The organism is Streptomyces sp. V3I8, from assembly GCF_030817535.1.
GTDB lineage: Bacteria > Actinomycetota > Actinomycetes > Streptomycetales > Streptomycetaceae > Streptomyces.
In genome coordinates this window covers 4,359,102-4,374,235 of record NZ_JAUSZL010000002.1, presented here as the reverse complement: position 1 = coordinate 4,374,235, position 15,134 = coordinate 4,359,102, and the positions used below count along the sequence as shown (strand labels likewise).

Annotated in this window: 18 protein-coding genes; 9 read left to right on the top strand and 9 right to left on the bottom strand. The window is 70.3% G+C overall.

Translation table 11 applies throughout. From position 1 onward, the window contains the following. The first annotated feature begins 81 nt into the window (after positions 1-81). Both QFZ75_RS19415 and QFZ75_RS19410 read left to right on the top strand, forming a co-directional pair. Complete coding sequence (locus tag QFZ75_RS19415; RefSeq protein WP_307538607.1) at positions 82-915, top strand: PIG-L family deacetylase; 834 nt, start codon at positions 82-84, stop codon at positions 913-915. Between the two features lie 192 nt (positions 916-1,107). After that, a complete protein-coding gene (locus QFZ75_RS19410) occupies positions 1,108-2,496 on the top strand; it encodes a serine hydrolase (protein WP_307538605.1) in 1,389 nt (462 codons plus the stop codon). A gap of 135 nt (positions 2,497-2,631) precedes the next feature. Here the strand turns inward: QFZ75_RS19410 and QFZ75_RS19405 are convergent, their stop codons facing one another. Then, entirely contained in the window at positions 2,632-3,084 is a 453-nt protein-coding gene (locus QFZ75_RS19405; RefSeq protein WP_307538603.1) for a GNAT family N-acetyltransferase, read from the bottom strand. A gap of 40 nt (positions 3,085-3,124) precedes the next feature. Further along, positions 3,125-3,589, bottom strand: coding sequence for a MarR family winged helix-turn-helix transcriptional regulator (locus QFZ75_RS19400; protein ID WP_307538601.1), 465 nt, complete (start codon positions 3,587-3,589; stop codon positions 3,125-3,127). A 138-nt stretch (positions 3,590-3,727) separates the two neighbouring features. On the opposite strand from QFZ75_RS19400, the gene QFZ75_RS19395 reads away from it, so the two are divergent. Both QFZ75_RS19395 and QFZ75_RS19390 read left to right on the top strand, forming a co-directional pair. After that, a complete protein-coding gene (locus tag QFZ75_RS19395) occupies positions 3,728-4,957 on the top strand; it encodes an MFS transporter (RefSeq protein WP_307538599.1) in 1,230 nt (409 codons plus the stop codon). Positions 4,958-5,100: 143 nt separating this feature from the next. Next, positions 5,101-5,538: a heme-binding protein gene (locus QFZ75_RS19390; RefSeq protein WP_307538597.1), complete on the top strand. Its 438-nt coding sequence runs from the start codon at positions 5,101-5,103 to the stop codon at positions 5,536-5,538. Positions 5,539-5,583: 45 nt separating this feature from the next. Here QFZ75_RS19390 and QFZ75_RS19385 read toward each other — a convergent pair whose 3' ends face one another. Then, a complete protein-coding gene (locus QFZ75_RS19385) occupies positions 5,584-6,450 on the bottom strand; it encodes a GNAT family N-acetyltransferase (protein WP_307538595.1) in 867 nt (288 codons plus the stop codon). A gap of 5 nt (positions 6,451-6,455) precedes the next feature. Continuing rightward, a complete protein-coding gene (locus tag QFZ75_RS19380) occupies positions 6,456-6,992 on the bottom strand; it encodes a DUF2269 family protein (RefSeq protein WP_307538593.1) in 537 nt (178 codons plus the stop codon). A gap of 531 nt (positions 6,993-7,523) precedes the next feature. Here QFZ75_RS19380 and QFZ75_RS19375 point away from each other — a divergent pair. Further along, on the top strand, positions 7,524-9,047 hold the full coding sequence (locus QFZ75_RS19375) for a globin domain-containing protein (RefSeq protein ID WP_307538591.1): 1,524 nt from the start codon (positions 7,524-7,526) through the stop codon (positions 9,045-9,047). Between the two features lie 109 nt (positions 9,048-9,156). On the opposite strand, the gene QFZ75_RS19370 is transcribed toward QFZ75_RS19375, so the two are convergent. From QFZ75_RS19370 to QFZ75_RS19350, 5 genes are all read right to left on the bottom strand, one after another. After that, the gene (locus QFZ75_RS19370) at positions 9,157-9,639 is read right to left on the bottom strand and encodes an NUDIX domain-containing protein (RefSeq protein WP_307538589.1); all 483 of its coding nucleotides are present in this window, start codon (positions 9,637-9,639) and stop codon (positions 9,157-9,159) included. Positions 9,640-9,705: 66 nt separating this feature from the next. Next, positions 9,706-10,608, bottom strand: a complete 903-nt coding sequence (locus QFZ75_RS19365; RefSeq protein ID WP_307538587.1) for a LysR family transcriptional regulator — start codon at positions 10,606-10,608, stop codon at positions 9,706-9,708. 216 nt (positions 10,609-10,824) lie between these two features. Further along, on the bottom strand, positions 10,825-11,964 hold the full coding sequence (locus QFZ75_RS19360) for a cystathionine gamma-lyase (RefSeq protein ID WP_307538585.1): 1,140 nt from the start codon (positions 11,962-11,964) through the stop codon (positions 10,825-10,827). Continuing rightward, positions 11,961-12,452 carry a low molecular weight protein-tyrosine-phosphatase gene (locus QFZ75_RS19355; RefSeq protein WP_307538583.1) on the bottom strand — a complete coding sequence of 164 codons (492 nt, stop codon included), beginning with the start codon at positions 12,450-12,452 and terminating at the stop codon, positions 11,961-11,963. The genes QFZ75_RS19360 and QFZ75_RS19355 overlap by 4 nt, the downstream gene beginning before the upstream one ends. Then, positions 12,449-12,838, bottom strand: coding sequence for a phage holin family protein (locus QFZ75_RS19350; protein WP_307538581.1), 390 nt, complete (start codon positions 12,836-12,838; stop codon positions 12,449-12,451). The genes QFZ75_RS19355 and QFZ75_RS19350 overlap by 4 nt, the downstream gene beginning before the upstream one ends. 59 nt (positions 12,839-12,897) lie before the next feature. On the opposite strand from QFZ75_RS19350, the gene QFZ75_RS19345 reads away from it, so the two are divergent. From QFZ75_RS19345 to QFZ75_RS19330, 4 genes are all read left to right on the top strand, one after another. Then, positions 12,898-13,215: a cupin domain-containing protein gene (locus QFZ75_RS19345; protein WP_221348887.1), complete on the top strand. Its 318-nt coding sequence runs from the start codon at positions 12,898-12,900 to the stop codon at positions 13,213-13,215. Between the two features lie 172 nt (positions 13,216-13,387). After that, positions 13,388-13,600 (top strand): DUF5326 family protein, encoded by a 213-nt coding sequence (locus QFZ75_RS19340; RefSeq protein WP_149512501.1) that lies wholly within the window; start codon positions 13,388-13,390, stop codon positions 13,598-13,600. A gap of 280 nt (positions 13,601-13,880) precedes the next feature. Then, on the top strand, positions 13,881-14,594 hold the full coding sequence (locus QFZ75_RS19335) for an IclR family transcriptional regulator (RefSeq protein ID WP_307544601.1): 714 nt from the start codon (positions 13,881-13,883) through the stop codon (positions 14,592-14,594). 99 nt (positions 14,595-14,693) lie between these two features. Then, positions 14,694-15,134: an SsgA family sporulation/cell division regulator gene (locus QFZ75_RS19330; protein WP_307538577.1), complete on the top strand. Its 441-nt coding sequence runs from the start codon at positions 14,694-14,696 to the stop codon at positions 15,132-15,134.

Below are 15,134 nucleotides of genomic sequence, written 5' to 3'. Positions count from 1 at the left end.
CCGGGCCCCGGGACCGCGGTACGCCTGCCGCGCACCCGTACCGAGACGTATTCACGCAGGCTTATGCAGGAGGACTTTTTCATGACAGACCGGCCTCTGACGCTCATGGCAGTACACGCCCACCCCGACGACGAGGCCACCGGAACCGGGGGAGTTCTCGCGCGATATGCGGCGGAGGGAATCCGTACGGTTCTCGTGACGTGTACCGACGGCGGCTGCGGTGACGGACCGGGGGGCGTCAAGCCGGGCGATCCCGGGCACGATCCGGCGGCCGTCGCCTCGATGCGCCGCCGAGAGCTCGAGGCGAGCCGTGACGTCCTGAAGATCAGCGACCTGGAGACGCTGGACTATGCCGACTCCGGGATGATGGGCTGGCCGAGCAACGACGCGCCCGGATCCTTCTGGCGGACCCCCGTGCAGGAAGGCGCGGCCCGCCTCGCGGAACTCATGCGGCACTACCGGCCCGATGTGGTCGTCACCTACGACGAGAACGGCTTCTACGGTCACCCCGACCACATCCAGGCCCACCGCATCACGATGGCGGCGCTGGAGATGACCACGCTGACACCGAAGGTCTACTGGACCACGATGCCCCGCTCGGGGATGCAGCGGTTCGGCGAGATCATGCGCGAGTTCCACGAGGACATGCCGGAACCGGATCCTGCCGAGGCCGCCGCGATGGCCGAGATCGGCCTCCCCGACGACGAGATCACCACGTGGGTGGACACCACCGCGTTCAGTGGTCAGAAGTTCGACGCGCTGGCGGCGCACGCCAGTCAGGGCGAGAACATCTTCTTCCTCAAGATGGGCAAGGAGAGGTTCGGCGAGCTGATGGGCATGGAGACCTTCCTGCGGGTCCAGGACGCCACCGGCGCGGCCATACCCGAAGACGATCTCTTCGCCGGACTGCGCTGACCCACCCGCCCGTGCGGCCGGAAAGCGCGTCGGCCGCACGGCGCGACCGAGCGGGTCGCACACCCGGCGGTCCGCTCCGATCAGGACGGACCGCCGGGAAACGGCACCGATCGCGAGACGCCGCACCCGAAGCCCGACGCGGCGCGGACAAATGCGCTCGACGCGGGGCGCCGGGGCAGGTGGACTTGCGCCATGACGACCACACCCGCGGAAGAGCTGCTTCCCGCCACGCGCCGTGCCCTGCTGCACGAGATCGCCACCGCCCAGACGAAAGGGCGCGCGCCGTCGTTGGTCGCAGCGGTGGTGCGCGGCGGGGAGACCGTGTGGCACGGCTCCCGTACCTCGGTGGACGGGCACGGGCCCGACGAGAACGTGCAGTACCGCATCGGCTCGATCACCAAGACATTCACCGCCGTCCTCGTCCTGAGACTGCGTGACGAGGGCCTGCTCGACCTGGGCGACCCGCTGGAGAAGCACCTGCCGGGCACGGGCGCGGGGGAGGCGACGATCGCCGAACTCCTCGCGCACACCGGCGGGCTGGCGGCCGAGTCGCCCGGTCCCTGGTGGGAGCGCACGCCCGGTTCGCTGCGCCCCGAACTGGCCGATGTCCTGGGTGAGCAGCCGCACCGGCATCCGGTCGGCCGGCGGTTCCACTACTCGAACCCCGGCTACACGTTGCTGGGTGCGCTGGTCGAGGAACTGCGCGGCGCCCCCTGGGAGGACGTCCTGCGGAGCGAGGTGCTCGAACCGCTGGGGCTCGACCGGACGAGCGGGCAGCCACGGGCGCCCCATGCGGGCGGCTGGGCCGTGCACCCCTGGGCGGACGTCATGCTTCCCGAACCGAGCGAGGACCTGGGGCGGATGGCACCGGCCGGGCAGCTCTGGTCGACCAGCGGGGACCTGGCCCGCTTCGCCGTCTTCCTCGCCCGCGGCGACGACCGGGTGCTGAGCGCGGAGTCCGTACGGGAGATGCGTACGCCCGCCGCGCCGGCCGAACCGGAGGAAGTGGCCGCCGGCGCCGCCTACGGTCTCGGGATGCAGGTCCAGCACCGGGACGGCCGGACCCTGGTGGGCCACAGCGGCTCTCTCCCGGGCTTCGTCGCGGGGCTCATGATCAGCGTCGAGGACGACCTGGCCGCTGTCGTGCTCGCCAACTGCACCTCGGGCCCGCCGGTGTCGACGGTTGCCGCTGATCTCGTACGGATCGTCGCGGAGGCCGAGCCCCGGATCCCCGAGCCCTGGCGGCCTCTGCCCGAGGTCGACCGTGCGGTGCTGGACCTGGCCGGGCCCTGGTACTGGGGGACTCACGCCTTCGCACTGCGTCTGGCGGCCGACGGGGACGTCACGCTGGGACCTCTGGCGGGCACCGGCCGGCGCTCGCGTTTCCGGGCCGGGGCCGACGGGACCTGGACCGGGCTCGACGGCTACTACGCCGGTGAGCTCCTACGGGCCGTGGAAGGCCCTGACGGGTCGGTGACCCACCTGGACCTCGGTTCGTTCGTGTTCACGCGGCAGCCGTACGGTGAGGGCGCTCCGGTCCCGGGCGGCGTGGATCCCGAAGGGTGGCGCGGCCTCAAGTAGTCGCCTTCCTGGACGTATACGCGGACACGGTATGACGAAGGGTGTCCTGTTTCACGTGAAACAGGACACCCCTCGTCATACGGCCTGCCGCATGCTCGCCGCACCCTGCTGTGGGGGACCACCGGCGGTGGACCCTCAGAGCTGAAGCTTGAACCCGACGTGCGACGCCGTGAAACCGAGTCGCTCGTAGAACCGGTGCGCATCCGTCCGAGTGGCGTCGGAGGTCAGCTGCACCAACTGGCAGCCTTCGGCGCGGGCTTGGTCCACGGCCCACTCGACGAAGCGGGTGCCCAGACCGCTGCCGCGCTCGTCGGCGTGAACCCGTACGGCTTCGATGATCGCGCGGGTCGCTCCCCTGCGGGCCAGTCCGGGAACGACCGTGAGCTGCAGGGTGCCGACGACACGGTCCTCGCGCACGGCGACCACCAGGTGCTGGTTCGGATCTCCGGTGAGGCGCTCCAGCGCCGTCAGGTACGGGGCCAGATCGTCCGGTGACTCGCGCTGCGCGCCCAGCGGATCGTCGGCGAGCATCGCGACGATCGCGGGCACGTCGTCCGCGACCGCGCGGCGTATCTCAAGATCTCCCATGACCACAGCCTAGGCCCGCCGCACCCGGCGCCGGACGCGCCTACGCGGGGGCGGGAACGCTCGCCGACTCCACCACGCGCACCAGCGGGGCCAGCTCAGGGCTCTTGGCCGCTTCGTCCAGTGCCTCGCGCAGGGCCGAGTCGTTGGTGGGCCGGGCCTCGTCCAGGAGCGCGAGTCCCGCCTCGCTGACGTTCGTGTAGATGCCGCGGCGGTCGGTGGGGCACAGGTAGCGCGAGAGCAGGCCCCGGTCCTCGAGCCGTGTCACCAGGCGGGTGGTGGCGCTCTGACTGAGAACGACCGCGTCGGCGACCTGCTTCATCTGCAGGTGTCCGCCGTCGCCGTCGTGCTGGCGGCTGAGGACGTCGAGGAGTGAGTACTCGCGCACGCTCAGGTCGTGCTCGGCCTGCAGGGCCCGTTCGATGTGCGCCTCGATCCTCCCGTGCAGCAGGGAGAGCGCGCACCAGCCCTGGGCGAGAGCGGTGAGTGCGGGGTCCGTCGCTGTCATGGCATGTCCTCCGTCCCGAACGGCTGAGAACCAGGATAGGGCACATCCGCAATATCCAGCGTTTGCACTTAGCCCGCGTCTGCAACTATTGTGAACGCACGTAAAGCGCTCCTGCAATCTTCTGGAAGGTTCTCCTCCATGCCTCTCGCGCTTCTGGCCCTCGCGATCGGGGCCTTCGGAATCGGAACCACCGAGTTCGTGATCATGGGCCTGTTGCCCGAGGTCGCGGGTGACTTCGGTGTCTCCATCCCCACCGCCGGGTTCCTCGTGACCGGTTACGCGCTCGGAGTCATGTTCGGCGCACCCCTCATGACCGTCCTCGGCACCAGGGTGTCCCGCAAGCGGATGCTGATGCTGCTGATGGGGCTGTTCATCGTCGGCAACCTGGTCTCCGCCGTCGCCCCCACGTTCTCCGTCATGCTGGTCGGACGCGTGGTCGCCTCACTCGCGCACGGTGCCTTCTTCGGCATCGGTTCGGTCGTCGCCGCCGACCTCGTCGCGCCGGACAAGAAGGCGGGCGCCATCGCGATGATGTTCACCGGCCTGACCGTCGCCAACGTCGTCGGCGTACCGCTGGGCACCCTCATCGGGCAGTCCGCCGGCTGGCGCGTGACCTTCACGGCCGTCGCCGCACTGGGCGTCCTCGGCCTGGCGGGCATCGCCAAGCTGGTGCCCGACATGCCCAAGGCGGAAGGCGTGCGACTCCGCCACGAACTGGCCGCCTTCAAGAACGTCCAGGTCCTGCTCGCCATGGCGATGACCGTCCTCGGCTTCGGCGGCGTCTTCGCGGCGATCACGTACATCGCGCCGATGATGACGCATGTCGCCGGCTACGCCGACGGCTCCGTCACCTGGCTGCTCGTCCTCTTCGGCCTCGGCATGGTCGGCGGCAACCTCGTCGGCGGCCGGTTCGCCGACCGCGCCCTGATGCCGATGCTGTACGTGTCACTGGGCGCCCTCGCGGTCGTCCTCGCCCTCTTCACGCTCACCGCGCACAACAAGATCGCGGCGGCCGTCACCATCACGCTGATCGGTGCCCTCGGCTTCGCCACCGTTGCGCCGCTGCAGAAGCGGGTGCTCGACCAGGCCCACGGTGCCCCGACGCTCGCCTCCGCGGTGAACATCGGCGCCTTCAACCTCGGCAACGCCCTCTCGGCGTGGCTCGGTGGCGTCGTGATCGCCGCAGGGCTGGGCTACACCGCCCCCAACTGGGTCGGCGCCGTCCTCGCCGCAGCGGCTCTTCTGCTCGCCGTCCTGTCGGCCGCCCTGGAACGCCGGGCCGGCTCCACCGGACACGCGGCCGACACGGTCGTCGCCGACGCGGGGCAGTCGCTCTCCGCGCAGCAGCGGGCCGTGGTCCACAACTGAGGCACGGACCGGGCCACCACCGCGGTGCGTGGCCAGGCGCGGCGCCGTCCTGTCCCGCCGCGTCCGGTCACGGTTCCTGCCGGCAGCAACCGCCCCTCCCCACAACACCCCTTCGCACCTCTGCCGCACAAGGAGAAACCCTCATGAGCACCACCACCGTCACCCCGCTGACCACTCAGGACGCCGAGAACCTCGTCACGGCCGCCCGCCGGGCCGCGGAGGCCGCCGATGTCACGGTCAGTGTCACGGTCCTCGACGCGGGCGGTCACCTGCTCGCCTTCCGACGGGACGACCGCGCGGTGCTGATCTCGGGCGAGACCAGCACCCGCAAGGCCTACACGGCACTGCAGCTCGACACCCCCACCGCGGACCTGGTCGACGCCGTCCGGCCCGGCGGTCTCTTCCACACCCTGCCGACCGCGCTCGACCGCCCGCTCCTGTTCATCGCGGGAGGCGTCCCGGTGCACCGGGACGGCCGTCCGATCGGCGCGATCGGAGTCGGCGGCGGCGCACCCGAGCAGGACCACTCCTTCGCCACCGCAGCCGTGCGGGCGCTCACCCAGGAGGGCCGGCGCGCCTAGCACGACCGGCACGCCCGGGGCGTCACGGAGCAGTGGACGAACGGTTCAGCCCGCGGCCACGGTGAGCGGCGCGAACCGCCGTGTCCAGTCGCCGGGCAACTCCCCGATGCCGTACGTCATGACCGCGTTGAAAGCCACGGCAGCGAGTCCACGCTCCTTCACCCAGGCGAGCAACTCCTCGTGCCGTACGTCGATGTCGGTGCGCAGCGGGAGGTCGGTGCGGGAGGCGAGCGAGGCGACGAGGGCCTTCGCCACCTCGGTGTCCCGGGCGATCAGCGGGCCCACGACCTGGCTGTCCATGTTGGGCCAGGCGGCTGCGTACCCGATGATCCGGCCGTCCTCCTCGGCGACGCGCAGCTGGTCGGAGAAGGCCGGCAGTCGCGTGATCATGTGGGTCCGGTCCGTACCGAAAACCTCTTCGTCGAGGCGGAGGATCGCGGCGAGGTCCCCGGCCGTGGCCGGGCGCGTGGCGACCCCGGACTCCGGGCCGCCGGGAGTGAAGCGGCCACGGACCATCTCGGCCCGCCCGACGGCCTTGAAGCCCAGCTCCTCGTAGAGGGGGCGCCCGTACGGCGTGGCGTGCAGAGTCACCGGAGTGGTCCCCAGGTCGGCCACGATGTGGCGCATGAGCCGGCGTCCGATGCCCCGGCGGGCGTGCCGTTCGGCGACCAGCACCATGCCGATCGCTGCGAGATCAGGTCGGTCCTGCGGTCCGTAGAAGGTCACGACGCAGCCGGCGACGAGGCCGCCGCCGGGGTCGTCGATGCCGTAGCCCGTGCCGGCGGCGAGCAGCAGACCCCACTTGTGTTCCTCCCGGGGCCAGCCCCGGTTCTCGGAGAGGTCGGCGCACGCGGAGAGGTCGCGAGGCGTCAGACGGCGAATGGGCAGAGTGGCGGAGGAAGGAATCGGCACGCAGGTCAGGCTGTCCGACCGGCGGCTCCGGCGTCCACCCGTTTGCGGAGGGTCGTACGGATCCTTTGCCCGCGTCGGGTCAGCCCCCAGGGCTTGAGGATCGAGATCACCGTCATGAAGAGGTACGCGGTCAGGGAGACGATCGGCCCGAACAGGACGTCACCGGAATCGGGCAGGACCCCGTCCGCGGACACGGCGGCCACCGCCGAGCCGACCCCGGGACGCAGGGCGAGGACGGTGGCCGTGACCGTCACCAGGGTCAGCCAGAACTTGGTGTGGACCCACCGGTGCCTGGCCAGCCCCCAGTGCGTGCCCAGAGACAGCACCAGGCCGCTCAGGAGCGTGAGGAACGCGAGGGGGAGCAGGAGCCAGTCGGTGAACATCTTCATGGCGCGGACAGAGGCTTCCACGGTCGCCGCGGACCCGGTGGTGGTCGCGGCGACACCCAGCGCGAGCAGCCCGAGCGTGAGCCCGAGCCAGCACGCGGACGCGGCTACATGGACGACGAGGTTGGCCCGGCGTGCGGGGCGGCTTAGTTTCACGTGAAACACCGTGCCGGGTGCGAGCGCCGGAGGCGTCCGACAGCGGGAGTAACCGTGCGTACTGGCCTCGGCGTACATGACGAGCCCGCGTCGAATTGCCGTGTGCCGTCCGGCAATTGAGAGAACCGACGGGAAGTCCCCACCCAATTCCTGACGTAAGGAATCTTGGACTTGTGCGCATGACAGCGGCCGGTATGGTCGACTCCGGTTCGTCTTTGACGGGGTGTCCGCACATTCCGCCGGGGTACGCACAGAGCAATGCAGCGTAAGGGGACAGGGAGATCGAAGACCCGCGTTCGCGGTTACGTGACCGGGGCGTCGAGCCGAGTGGAAAGCTGCGATGGCAGTGGTGCGGCCAATGTCACATTCTCGGCTCACTTGTCCGCAGGGCGCGTGATACGCGATTCAATGTGGCCGAATCGGCCGACGGGACGGAGCGGGGCGAAGCAAGCAGTCCGCGGGGGAAGGCAGGCATCTTCCGATCGAGGAGGTGCGCAGACCGACCGAAAGATGTTCGAGGCGAGGCACAGCATGGACGCTCCGACCACCACGTCGGCCGACAACGGCACTTCTGGGGGTGGCGGCGGAGGCGGCTGGTTCACGCCGCACACACCGCCGGATCCGCCCGCGGGCGGCGGGCAGGAGGCGACCGAGGGGCGGCGTCTGGCCGGGCTGCGCCCCGTGGGACGGCCCGCGAAGGGAGACAACAGCCCGACGCGGCGGCGAATACCCCCGCATACGGAGCCCGGAGCGGACACCGACCGCCCCGATTCCGACCGCTCCGGCCCCGACCGCTCCGGCCCCGACCGGTCCGATCCCGAGCGTTCAGACGCCGGCCACTCCGGTACCGACCGCTCCGACGCTGATCGTGCGGCCGTCGACTCCGCCGCCTCGGACACCGTCTCCGCTCCCGCCCCGGACACCGCCCCGGCCCGGCCCGCCTCCCCCGACGCCGTCCTGATCCGCCGCACCATGGACGAGGTGGCGCCCGTCGCCGACAAGGTCACCTCGTACTTCTACGCGTTGCTCTTCGTGCGCCACCCGGACCTGCGGCCGCTGTTCCCCGCCGCGATGGACGCCCAGCGGGACCGGCTACTGAAAGCCCTGCTGACGGCGGCCGAGCACATCGACAACACCGAGATCCTGGTCGCGTACCTGCAGAACCTCGGACGCGGCCACCGCAAGTACGGAACTCGCCCCGAGCACTACCCGGCCGTCGGGGAGTGCCTGCTCGGCGCGCTGAGCAGGTTCGCCGGCACCGTCTGGGACCGGGAGGCGGAGGCGGCCTGGGTCAGGGCGTACACGACGATCTCCCAGATCATGATCGACGCTGCGGCCGCGGACGAGCTGCGTGCCCCGGCCTGGTGGTACGCCGAGGTGGTCTCGCACGACCTGCGGACCCCGGACGTCGCCGTCGTCACGGTCCGCACCGATCAGCCGTACCCCTTCCTCGCCGGGCAGTACACGAGCCTGGAGACCCCTTGGTGGCCCCGTGTGTGGCGGCACTACTCGTTCGCCTCGGCGCCCCGGTCCGACGGACTCCTGTCGTTCCACGTGAAGGCGGTTCCGGCGGGCTGGGTCTCCAGCGCCTTGGTGCACCGGGCCCGCCCCGGCGACATCATCAGGCTCGGCCCGCCCGCCGGCTCGATGACCGTCGACCACACCACCGACAGCGGTCTGCTCTGTCTGGGCGGCGGCACCGGCATCGCCCCGATCAAGGCGCTGGTCGAGGACGTCGCCGAGCACGGCCACCGGCGCCCGGTCGAGGTCTTCTACGGAGCCCGCACCGATCACGACCTGTACGACATCGACACCATGCTCCGGCTCCAGCAGAGCCATTCCTGGCTCGCGGTGCGCCCGATCGTCGACCAGAAGGCGCATCTGCAGCTTCCCGACGCGGTACGCGAGTCCGGTCCGTGGAACGAGTACGACGCCTATCTGTCGGGCCCGCCCGGCATGATCCGCAACGGTGTGGACGCCCTTAGGGACATCGGTGTCCCCTCGGACCGGATCCGGCACGACGCGGTGGAGGATCTCGTCGCGATACGGGACTGACTCCGTCCGGAGACCGCGGTACGAGACCGGAGACCGCGGTACGAGAAGCGCGGCAGGTGCCCCCGGGCCGCGAGCCGTCCCCCGGCCTGCGGCCCGCGGTGGCGAGCGGTCAGCCGAGGTCGGGCGCGTGCATCGCCCGCAGGCCCTCGATGTTCCCGTCGAGGTAGTGCCGCAGCGAGAGCGGTACGAGATGGACGGAGGCGATGCCCACCCGGGTGAAGGGGATCCGTACGATCTCGTACTCGCCGATGGGTTCCTCGATCTCGGGGCCATGGCGCAGCGAGGGATCCATGGATTCCAGGCGGCAGACGAAGAAGTGCTGCACCTTCACACCGGTCGAATCGCTGTCCTCGCCGATGTGCTCGACGGTGTCGACGAAGCAGGGCACGACATCGGCGATCTTGGCGCCGAGCTCCTCGTCCACCTCACGGTGCAGCGCTTCGACGACGGTGGCGTCCTCCGGTTCGACCCCACCGCCCGGTGTCAGCCAGTAGGGATCGACTCCGGGCTTGGTCCGCTTGATCAGGATCAGGTCGTCGCCGTCCAGCAGTACAGCCCGGGCAGTGCGCTTGACCACGGGTCGGTCGGTCATGGGAGGAATGTGGCCCGGTTGGTTCCACGTGAAACATCGCCGCGTCGTCGAGGTGGGGCAACTTCCTCACGACCAGTCGGCGGCCGCGCGTATCAGCCACTCGTGCGCCCGTGCGATGTGGGGCATGGCGAGTGTTCCGGTGCGTACGACGAGAAAGTAGGTACGCAGCGGAGGCACCGCGGGTTCGGTCAGCGCGACGATGTCGCCGCGCTCCAGAGCCGGTCCGCACAGGTAGCGCGGCAGTACCGCGAGTCCCGCGCCGGTGGTGGCGCAGGCGAGCACGGCGCGCAGGTCGGGAACGATGACGGTGCCCGACGCGGCGGGCAGGGAGTCGAAGACGGAAGCCCAGTAGCGGGAGATGAACGGCAGCGACTCGTGCACCTCCACCACGGGCAGGTTCTCCAGCGCGGGTGCGCCCATGCGGCACAACGTGCCGCAGTCGATGCGGGTGAGCCAGCTCGGGGCGGCGACCAGCACGTGTTCCTCGTCGCAGAGCGGAGTCGCGGTGAGCAGGGGGCCCCGTGGGCGAGCCGTGCCGATGGCCAGATCGTGATGCCCGGCAGCCAGCCCTTCCAGCGTTTCCTCCGCGTTGCCGAAGGAGGCCCGCAGCGCGAAGCCGTGGCCGTCGTCGATGGCCCTGGTCAGTGCGGGCAGTGCCCGTTCGGCGGTGAACTCCGGCGGTCCGGCGAGATGGAGGGTGCGGAGGGAGGAGTCGGCGTCGAGGCCGGTCTCGGTGATCTCCACGAGGGCGTCGAGGTGCGGGGCGGCCTTGTGTGCGAGTTCGTCGCCGATGGTCGTGGGGGTCACCCCGCGGGCCTGCCGCAGGAACAGGGGGCGGCCCAGTTGCCGTTCGAGCGTACGGATCTGCGAGGTGACGGCCGGCTGGGAGAGGCCCAGCAGGGCGGCGGCGCGGGTGAAGGAGCCGGCCCGGTGCACGGTCACGAAGGTCCGCAGCAGGGCCAGATCCATGGCGTCCCTTCCTCGGCCGGCTCCTTCGGAAGTCACCCACTATAAATATGTCGATAGGCCCCTGTCGCTACCGTGATTGGACACTGACACAGAGTCAACTAGCCTTGTGCACGCGGTTCTTCGCGCGCAGAACCGGGACGGCCCGAGCCACGAGGGGGGAGGCTCGGACCGTCCGTCCCGCGCAGGCCCGCCACCGGCCCGGCCGTCAGTGGAGGCTCACCGCGCAGATGCCTCGAGGGCCTGCCGGACGTCCGCCAGGAGGTCCTCCGGGTCCTCGGCGCCGACCGAGAACCGGATGAAGCCCTCCGGGACCGCGTCGCCGCCCCAGCGGCCGCGCCGCTCGGCCGTCGACCGCACGCCGCCGAAGCTGGTCGCGTCGTCCACCAGCCGCAGCGCGTCGAGGAAGCGGTCGGCACGCGCGCGCGTGGGCAGTGTGAACGACACCACGCACCCGAAGCGCCTCATCTGCTGCGAGGCGATCTTGTGCGAAGGATCGCCGGGCAGCCCGGGATAGCGGACCCCGAGCTCCTCGGGCCAGTCCCGCAGCGCCTCGGCGACCACCTGGGCGCTCGCGTTCTGCCGGTCCACACGCATCTGCAGCGTGGCGAGCGAGCGGTGTGCGAGCCACGCCTCCATGGGCCCCGGGATCGCCCCGACAATCTTGCGCCAGCGCCGCACGGAGGCCATCGCGGAGGCGTCGTTCCCCGTGACGTACCCCAGGAGGACGTCGCCGTGCCCGGTGAGCTGTTTGGTGCCACTGGCCACGGAGAAGTCGGCGCCCAGTTCCAGCGGCCGCTGGCCGAGCGGGGTCGCCAGGGTGTTGTCGACCGCGACGAGGCAGCCGCGCGCGCGGGCCGCCTCGGCGAGCCGCCGCACGTCGCACACGTCGAGCCCCGGGTTCGACGGGGTCTCGATCCACAGCAGTTTCGCTCCGTCGAGGAGTTCGAGCTGGGCATCGCCGCCGGTCGGCGCGGTGCGCACCTCGATCCCGTACGCCTCCAGCTGACCTCGTACGAGCGGCAGGACCTGGTAGCCGTCGTCGGGCAGGACGACCGTGTCGCCCGCGCTCAGCTGGGAGAAGAGGACGGCGGAGACGGCGGCCATGCCGGAGGCGAAGACGAGCGTCTCGACGCCGTCGTGCCCCGGAGCCTCCAGCTCACCGATGGCACGTTCCAGATGGGTCCAGGTCGGGTTCTCGTCGCGCCCGTAGGTGTACGGGCCGGTGGGGTCGCCCGGAAGGTGGAAATGGGCCGCGAAGACCGGGCCCGGGAGGGTCGGCTCGTGCTTGACCGGCTCGGGCAGCCCCGCCCGCACGGCACGCGTGCCGTCCCCCGCTCCCTGCTGAGAATTCGTCATGCTGCCTGTTCCTCCACTTGCTCGCGCACGACGGCGAGCAGTCCCGCGCTCGCCCCCTCCACCATCTCAAGACACTCCTCGAAACCGTCCATCCCCCCGTAATAGGGATCCGGTACGTCGAGATCGTCGCCGGCGGCGGGGTCGTACGAGCGCAGCAGCCGGACCTTCCCGGCGTCGGCCGGGCCGGGTGCCAGGCGGCGCAGAGCCCTGAGATGGCCGGCGTCGAGGGCTATCACCAGGTCGAGACGGGCGAACCAGTCGGCCCGGAACCGGCGGGCCGAGTGGCCGCTGTCGTAGCCGTTGGCCTCGAGGACGGAGACGGTGCGCGGATCGGCGCCGTCGCCCTCGTGCCAGCCGTCGGTACCCGCGCTGTCCACCTCGACCGAGGTGCCGAGCCCCGCCTCGGCGACCCGCGCGCGGAAGACCGACTCGGCCATCGGGGAGCGGCAGATGTTTCCGGTGCACACGAAGCACACGCGATAGGTCATCGGGCCGCTCGGTCCTTCTCGGGAAGGACGACGTTCAGTGCCCAGGAGACGATCGAGATGATCAGGCCGCCCAGGACGGCGGTCCAGAACCCGTCGACGTGGAAACTCAGGTCGAGCTTGTCCGCCAGCCATGAGGTGAGCAGCAGCATCAGGGCGTTGACCACGAGTGTGATCAGGCCGAGCGTGAGGATGAACAGCGGAAAGGTGAGGACCTGCACGAGGGGCTTGACCAGGACGTTCACCAGTCCGAAGAGCAGTGCGACGAGCAGCAGGGTGCCGATCTCCTTGCCCGTGCTGTCGCCGGTCAGGGTGATCTTGTCGAGCAGCCACACCGCCACGGCCAGGGCGCCCGCGTTGGCGATCGTCTTGACTACGAAATTCTTCATGTGTGTGATCGTGGCAGAAGAGATCGGACACGAGCAGCGGGGCAGGAGCGGACAGGGCGATGAAGGCATTTCGGCTGGACGAACTGGAGGCGGAGCGCGCCGCCAACGACGGCGCGTACCTCCAGTTCCTGCGCGAGAAGAACATGTCGGTCGGCCTGTACGCGCTGGACGCGGGCACGCAGGACCCGCAGCAGCCCCACCGCCAGGACGAGGTGTACTTCGTCGTCAGCGGGCGGGCCGCGATCACGGTCGGGATGGAGACGACCCAGGTGGCGCGGGGCAGCGTCGTGTACGTACCCGCCGGGGTGGCGCACAAGTTCCACCACATCAGCGAGGATCTGCGGGTTCTTGTGGTCTTCTCTCCGCCCGAGAGCTGACGTCGGCCTCAGGGTTCCCTAGGGGAACGGTCAGGGGAGGACAAGGGGTGCGGGGCCCCCGCCGGCACCCTGCCGCGCCTAGCATCGGGAACAGGACATCCGAGACCCGTCCGTAGTGCGGACGGGCCGGGTCGGCACCCGGCAACGGGCAGAGAGACGAGGGACAAGGGCGATGCGAGAGATCTTCGCGGGGATGCCGTGGTGGGTTAAGTGGGTCGCGGTGCCGGTCATCGCCCTGGTCGTGTTCGGCGGGTTGCTGGCGAGCGTCGTCGGCTTCGTGATCGGCCTGCTCTTCAAGCTGCTGGTGTTCGTGGCACTGGTCGGCGGACTGATCTACGTCGTACGGAAGTTCATGTCGAGTTCCACGTCACGGAGCGACTGGTAGGCACCGGTTGCCGGCGGTGCGAACGACAGTTCCCCGGGGTGAACGGGGGTTTTCGAGGCATGGCGTGAGGGATCGGTGGCAGACGGTTAGGGTCCGGAACCCGACACGGGAGTGACCCTCGTGGGCGGCGTTCCGAACCCTCTCGTGAAACTCCAGCACGGGCGGCCCCCTCGCGTTTCGGGAGTACCCCTTGGCCACGGTTGACACCGCGCCCGCAGGACTGCGTGCCTCCGCCTCCGAACTTCACCCCACCACGCTCATCGGCTCGGTGCGGCGAGCGATGCGTCTCCTGGAGTCGGTGGCGCGGCACGAGCACGGGGCGCCCGCCAAGCAACTGGCCCGCGAGGCAGGCCTGGCCCTCCCCACGGCGTACCACCTGCTGCGCACCCTGGCGCACGAGGGCTACCTGCGGCGCGAGAAGGGGCTGTTCTTCCTCGGCGAGGCGGCCGAGCGCCTGGGTGGCAGCGGCGCCGAGCAGAAACGCCGCAGCACGGTCGCCGACGCGCTGGGAAGCTGGCGGGATGTGATCGGTGCCCCGGTGTACTGCGCGGCCTACCGCGACGGGGAGATCGAGGTGCAGCACGTCGCCGACGCCCCGGGCAATCCGGCGGTCGAGGAGTGGGCGGACTTCCGCGAGACGGGGCACGCGCACGCGATCGGTCAGTGCCTGCTGTCCCAGCTCGACGACGAGGCGCGCAGGGACCACCTGGACCGCTACCCCGTACGGGCCATCACGCCGTACACGGTGCGTGACGATCTCACCCTGCTGCGCCGCCTCGAATCGACGCGTCGCATGCAGCCCGTGATCGAACATCAGGAGTACGCGCTGGGCACGGTCTGTGCCGCGATCCCGATCACGCTGGGCGGTACGGCCGTGGCGGTGGCCATCTCCATGCCGTCCCACCAGGCCGAACGGCTGCTCCCCGCGGCGCGGCGACTGCAGAGTGAGATCAGCGGCATGCTGGGGACGTTTTCGCTCTCTATCAGTATCTGAAAACTCACTCCTTGTGATCTGGTGTACACGGTGAGCAAGATGCCAGAAGCGTTTAGGTGGGCGATTCCCGGCCATGGACGGCGAACGACAGGGCAGGCGATGCACGAGTCGGTAGTACAGGCAGAGGTCATGATGAGCTTCGTGGTCTCGGAGGAGCTTTCCTTCCGGATCCCGGTGGAGCTGCGTTATGAGACCGGTGATCCCTACGCCGTGCGTCTGACCTTCCACCTGCCCGGAGACGCCCCGGTGACCTGGGCCTTCGGCCGGGAGCTGCTGGTCGACGGAGTGGGCCGCCCGTGCGGGGACGGGGACGTGCACATCACCCCAGCGGACACCGAGGGGTTCGGCGATGTGCTGATCCGGCTCCAGGTGGGGGCCGACCAGGCCCTGTTCCGCTGCGGTACGGCGCCCCTGCTGGCGTTCCTCGACCGCACGGACCGGCTGGTTCCGCTGGGGCAGGAACGCTCCCTCGCCGATTTCGACACGCACCTGGACGAAGTGCTGGACCGCATCCTGGCGGAGGAACAGAGCGCGGGATGA

Bases quoted from the DNA above. Each gene is read 5' to 3' on its own strand.
- QFZ75_RS19390 (WP_307538597.1), top strand. From the start codon at position 5,101: ATGAGCACCACCACCGTCACCCCGCTGACCACTCAGGACGCCGAGAAC.
- QFZ75_RS19350 (WP_307538581.1), bottom strand. From the start codon at position 12,838: ATGAAGAATTTCGTAGTCAAGACGATCGCCAACGCGGGCGCCCTGGCC.
- QFZ75_RS19400 (WP_307538601.1), bottom strand. From the start codon at position 3,589: ATGACAGCGACGGACCCCGCACTCACCGCTCTCGCCCAGGGCTGGTGC.
- QFZ75_RS19375 (WP_307538591.1), top strand. From the start codon at position 7,524: ATGGACGCTCCGACCACCACGTCGGCCGACAACGGCACTTCTGGGGGT.
- QFZ75_RS19415 (WP_307538607.1), top strand. From the start codon at position 82: ATGACAGACCGGCCTCTGACGCTCATGGCAGTACACGCCCACCCCGAC.
- QFZ75_RS19355 (WP_307538583.1), bottom strand. From the start codon at position 12,452: ATGACCTATCGCGTGTGCTTCGTGTGCACCGGAAACATCTGCCGCTCC.
- QFZ75_RS19365 (WP_307538587.1), bottom strand. From the start codon at position 10,608: ATGGATCTGGCCCTGCTGCGGACCTTCGTGACCGTGCACCGGGCCGGC.
- QFZ75_RS19360 (WP_307538585.1), bottom strand. From the start codon at position 11,964: ATGACGAATTCTCAGCAGGGAGCGGGGGACGGCACGCGTGCCGTGCGG.
- QFZ75_RS19370 (WP_307538589.1), bottom strand. From the start codon at position 9,639: ATGACCGACCGACCCGTGGTCAAGCGCACTGCCCGGGCTGTACTGCTG.
- QFZ75_RS19345 (WP_221348887.1), top strand. From the start codon at position 12,898: ATGAAGGCATTTCGGCTGGACGAACTGGAGGCGGAGCGCGCCGCCAAC.
- QFZ75_RS19340 (WP_149512501.1), top strand. From the start codon at position 13,388: ATGCGAGAGATCTTCGCGGGGATGCCGTGGTGGGTTAAGTGGGTCGCG.
- QFZ75_RS19330 (WP_307538577.1), top strand. From the start codon at position 14,694: ATGCACGAGTCGGTAGTACAGGCAGAGGTCATGATGAGCTTCGTGGTC.
- QFZ75_RS19405 (WP_307538603.1), bottom strand. From the start codon at position 3,084: ATGGGAGATCTTGAGATACGCCGCGCGGTCGCGGACGACGTGCCCGCG.
- QFZ75_RS19335 (WP_307544601.1), top strand. From the start codon at position 13,881: ATGCGTCTCCTGGAGTCGGTGGCGCGGCACGAGCACGGGGCGCCCGCC.
- QFZ75_RS19410 (WP_307538605.1), top strand. From the start codon at position 1,108: ATGACGACCACACCCGCGGAAGAGCTGCTTCCCGCCACGCGCCGTGCC.
- QFZ75_RS19395 (WP_307538599.1), top strand. From the start codon at position 3,728: ATGCCTCTCGCGCTTCTGGCCCTCGCGATCGGGGCCTTCGGAATCGGA.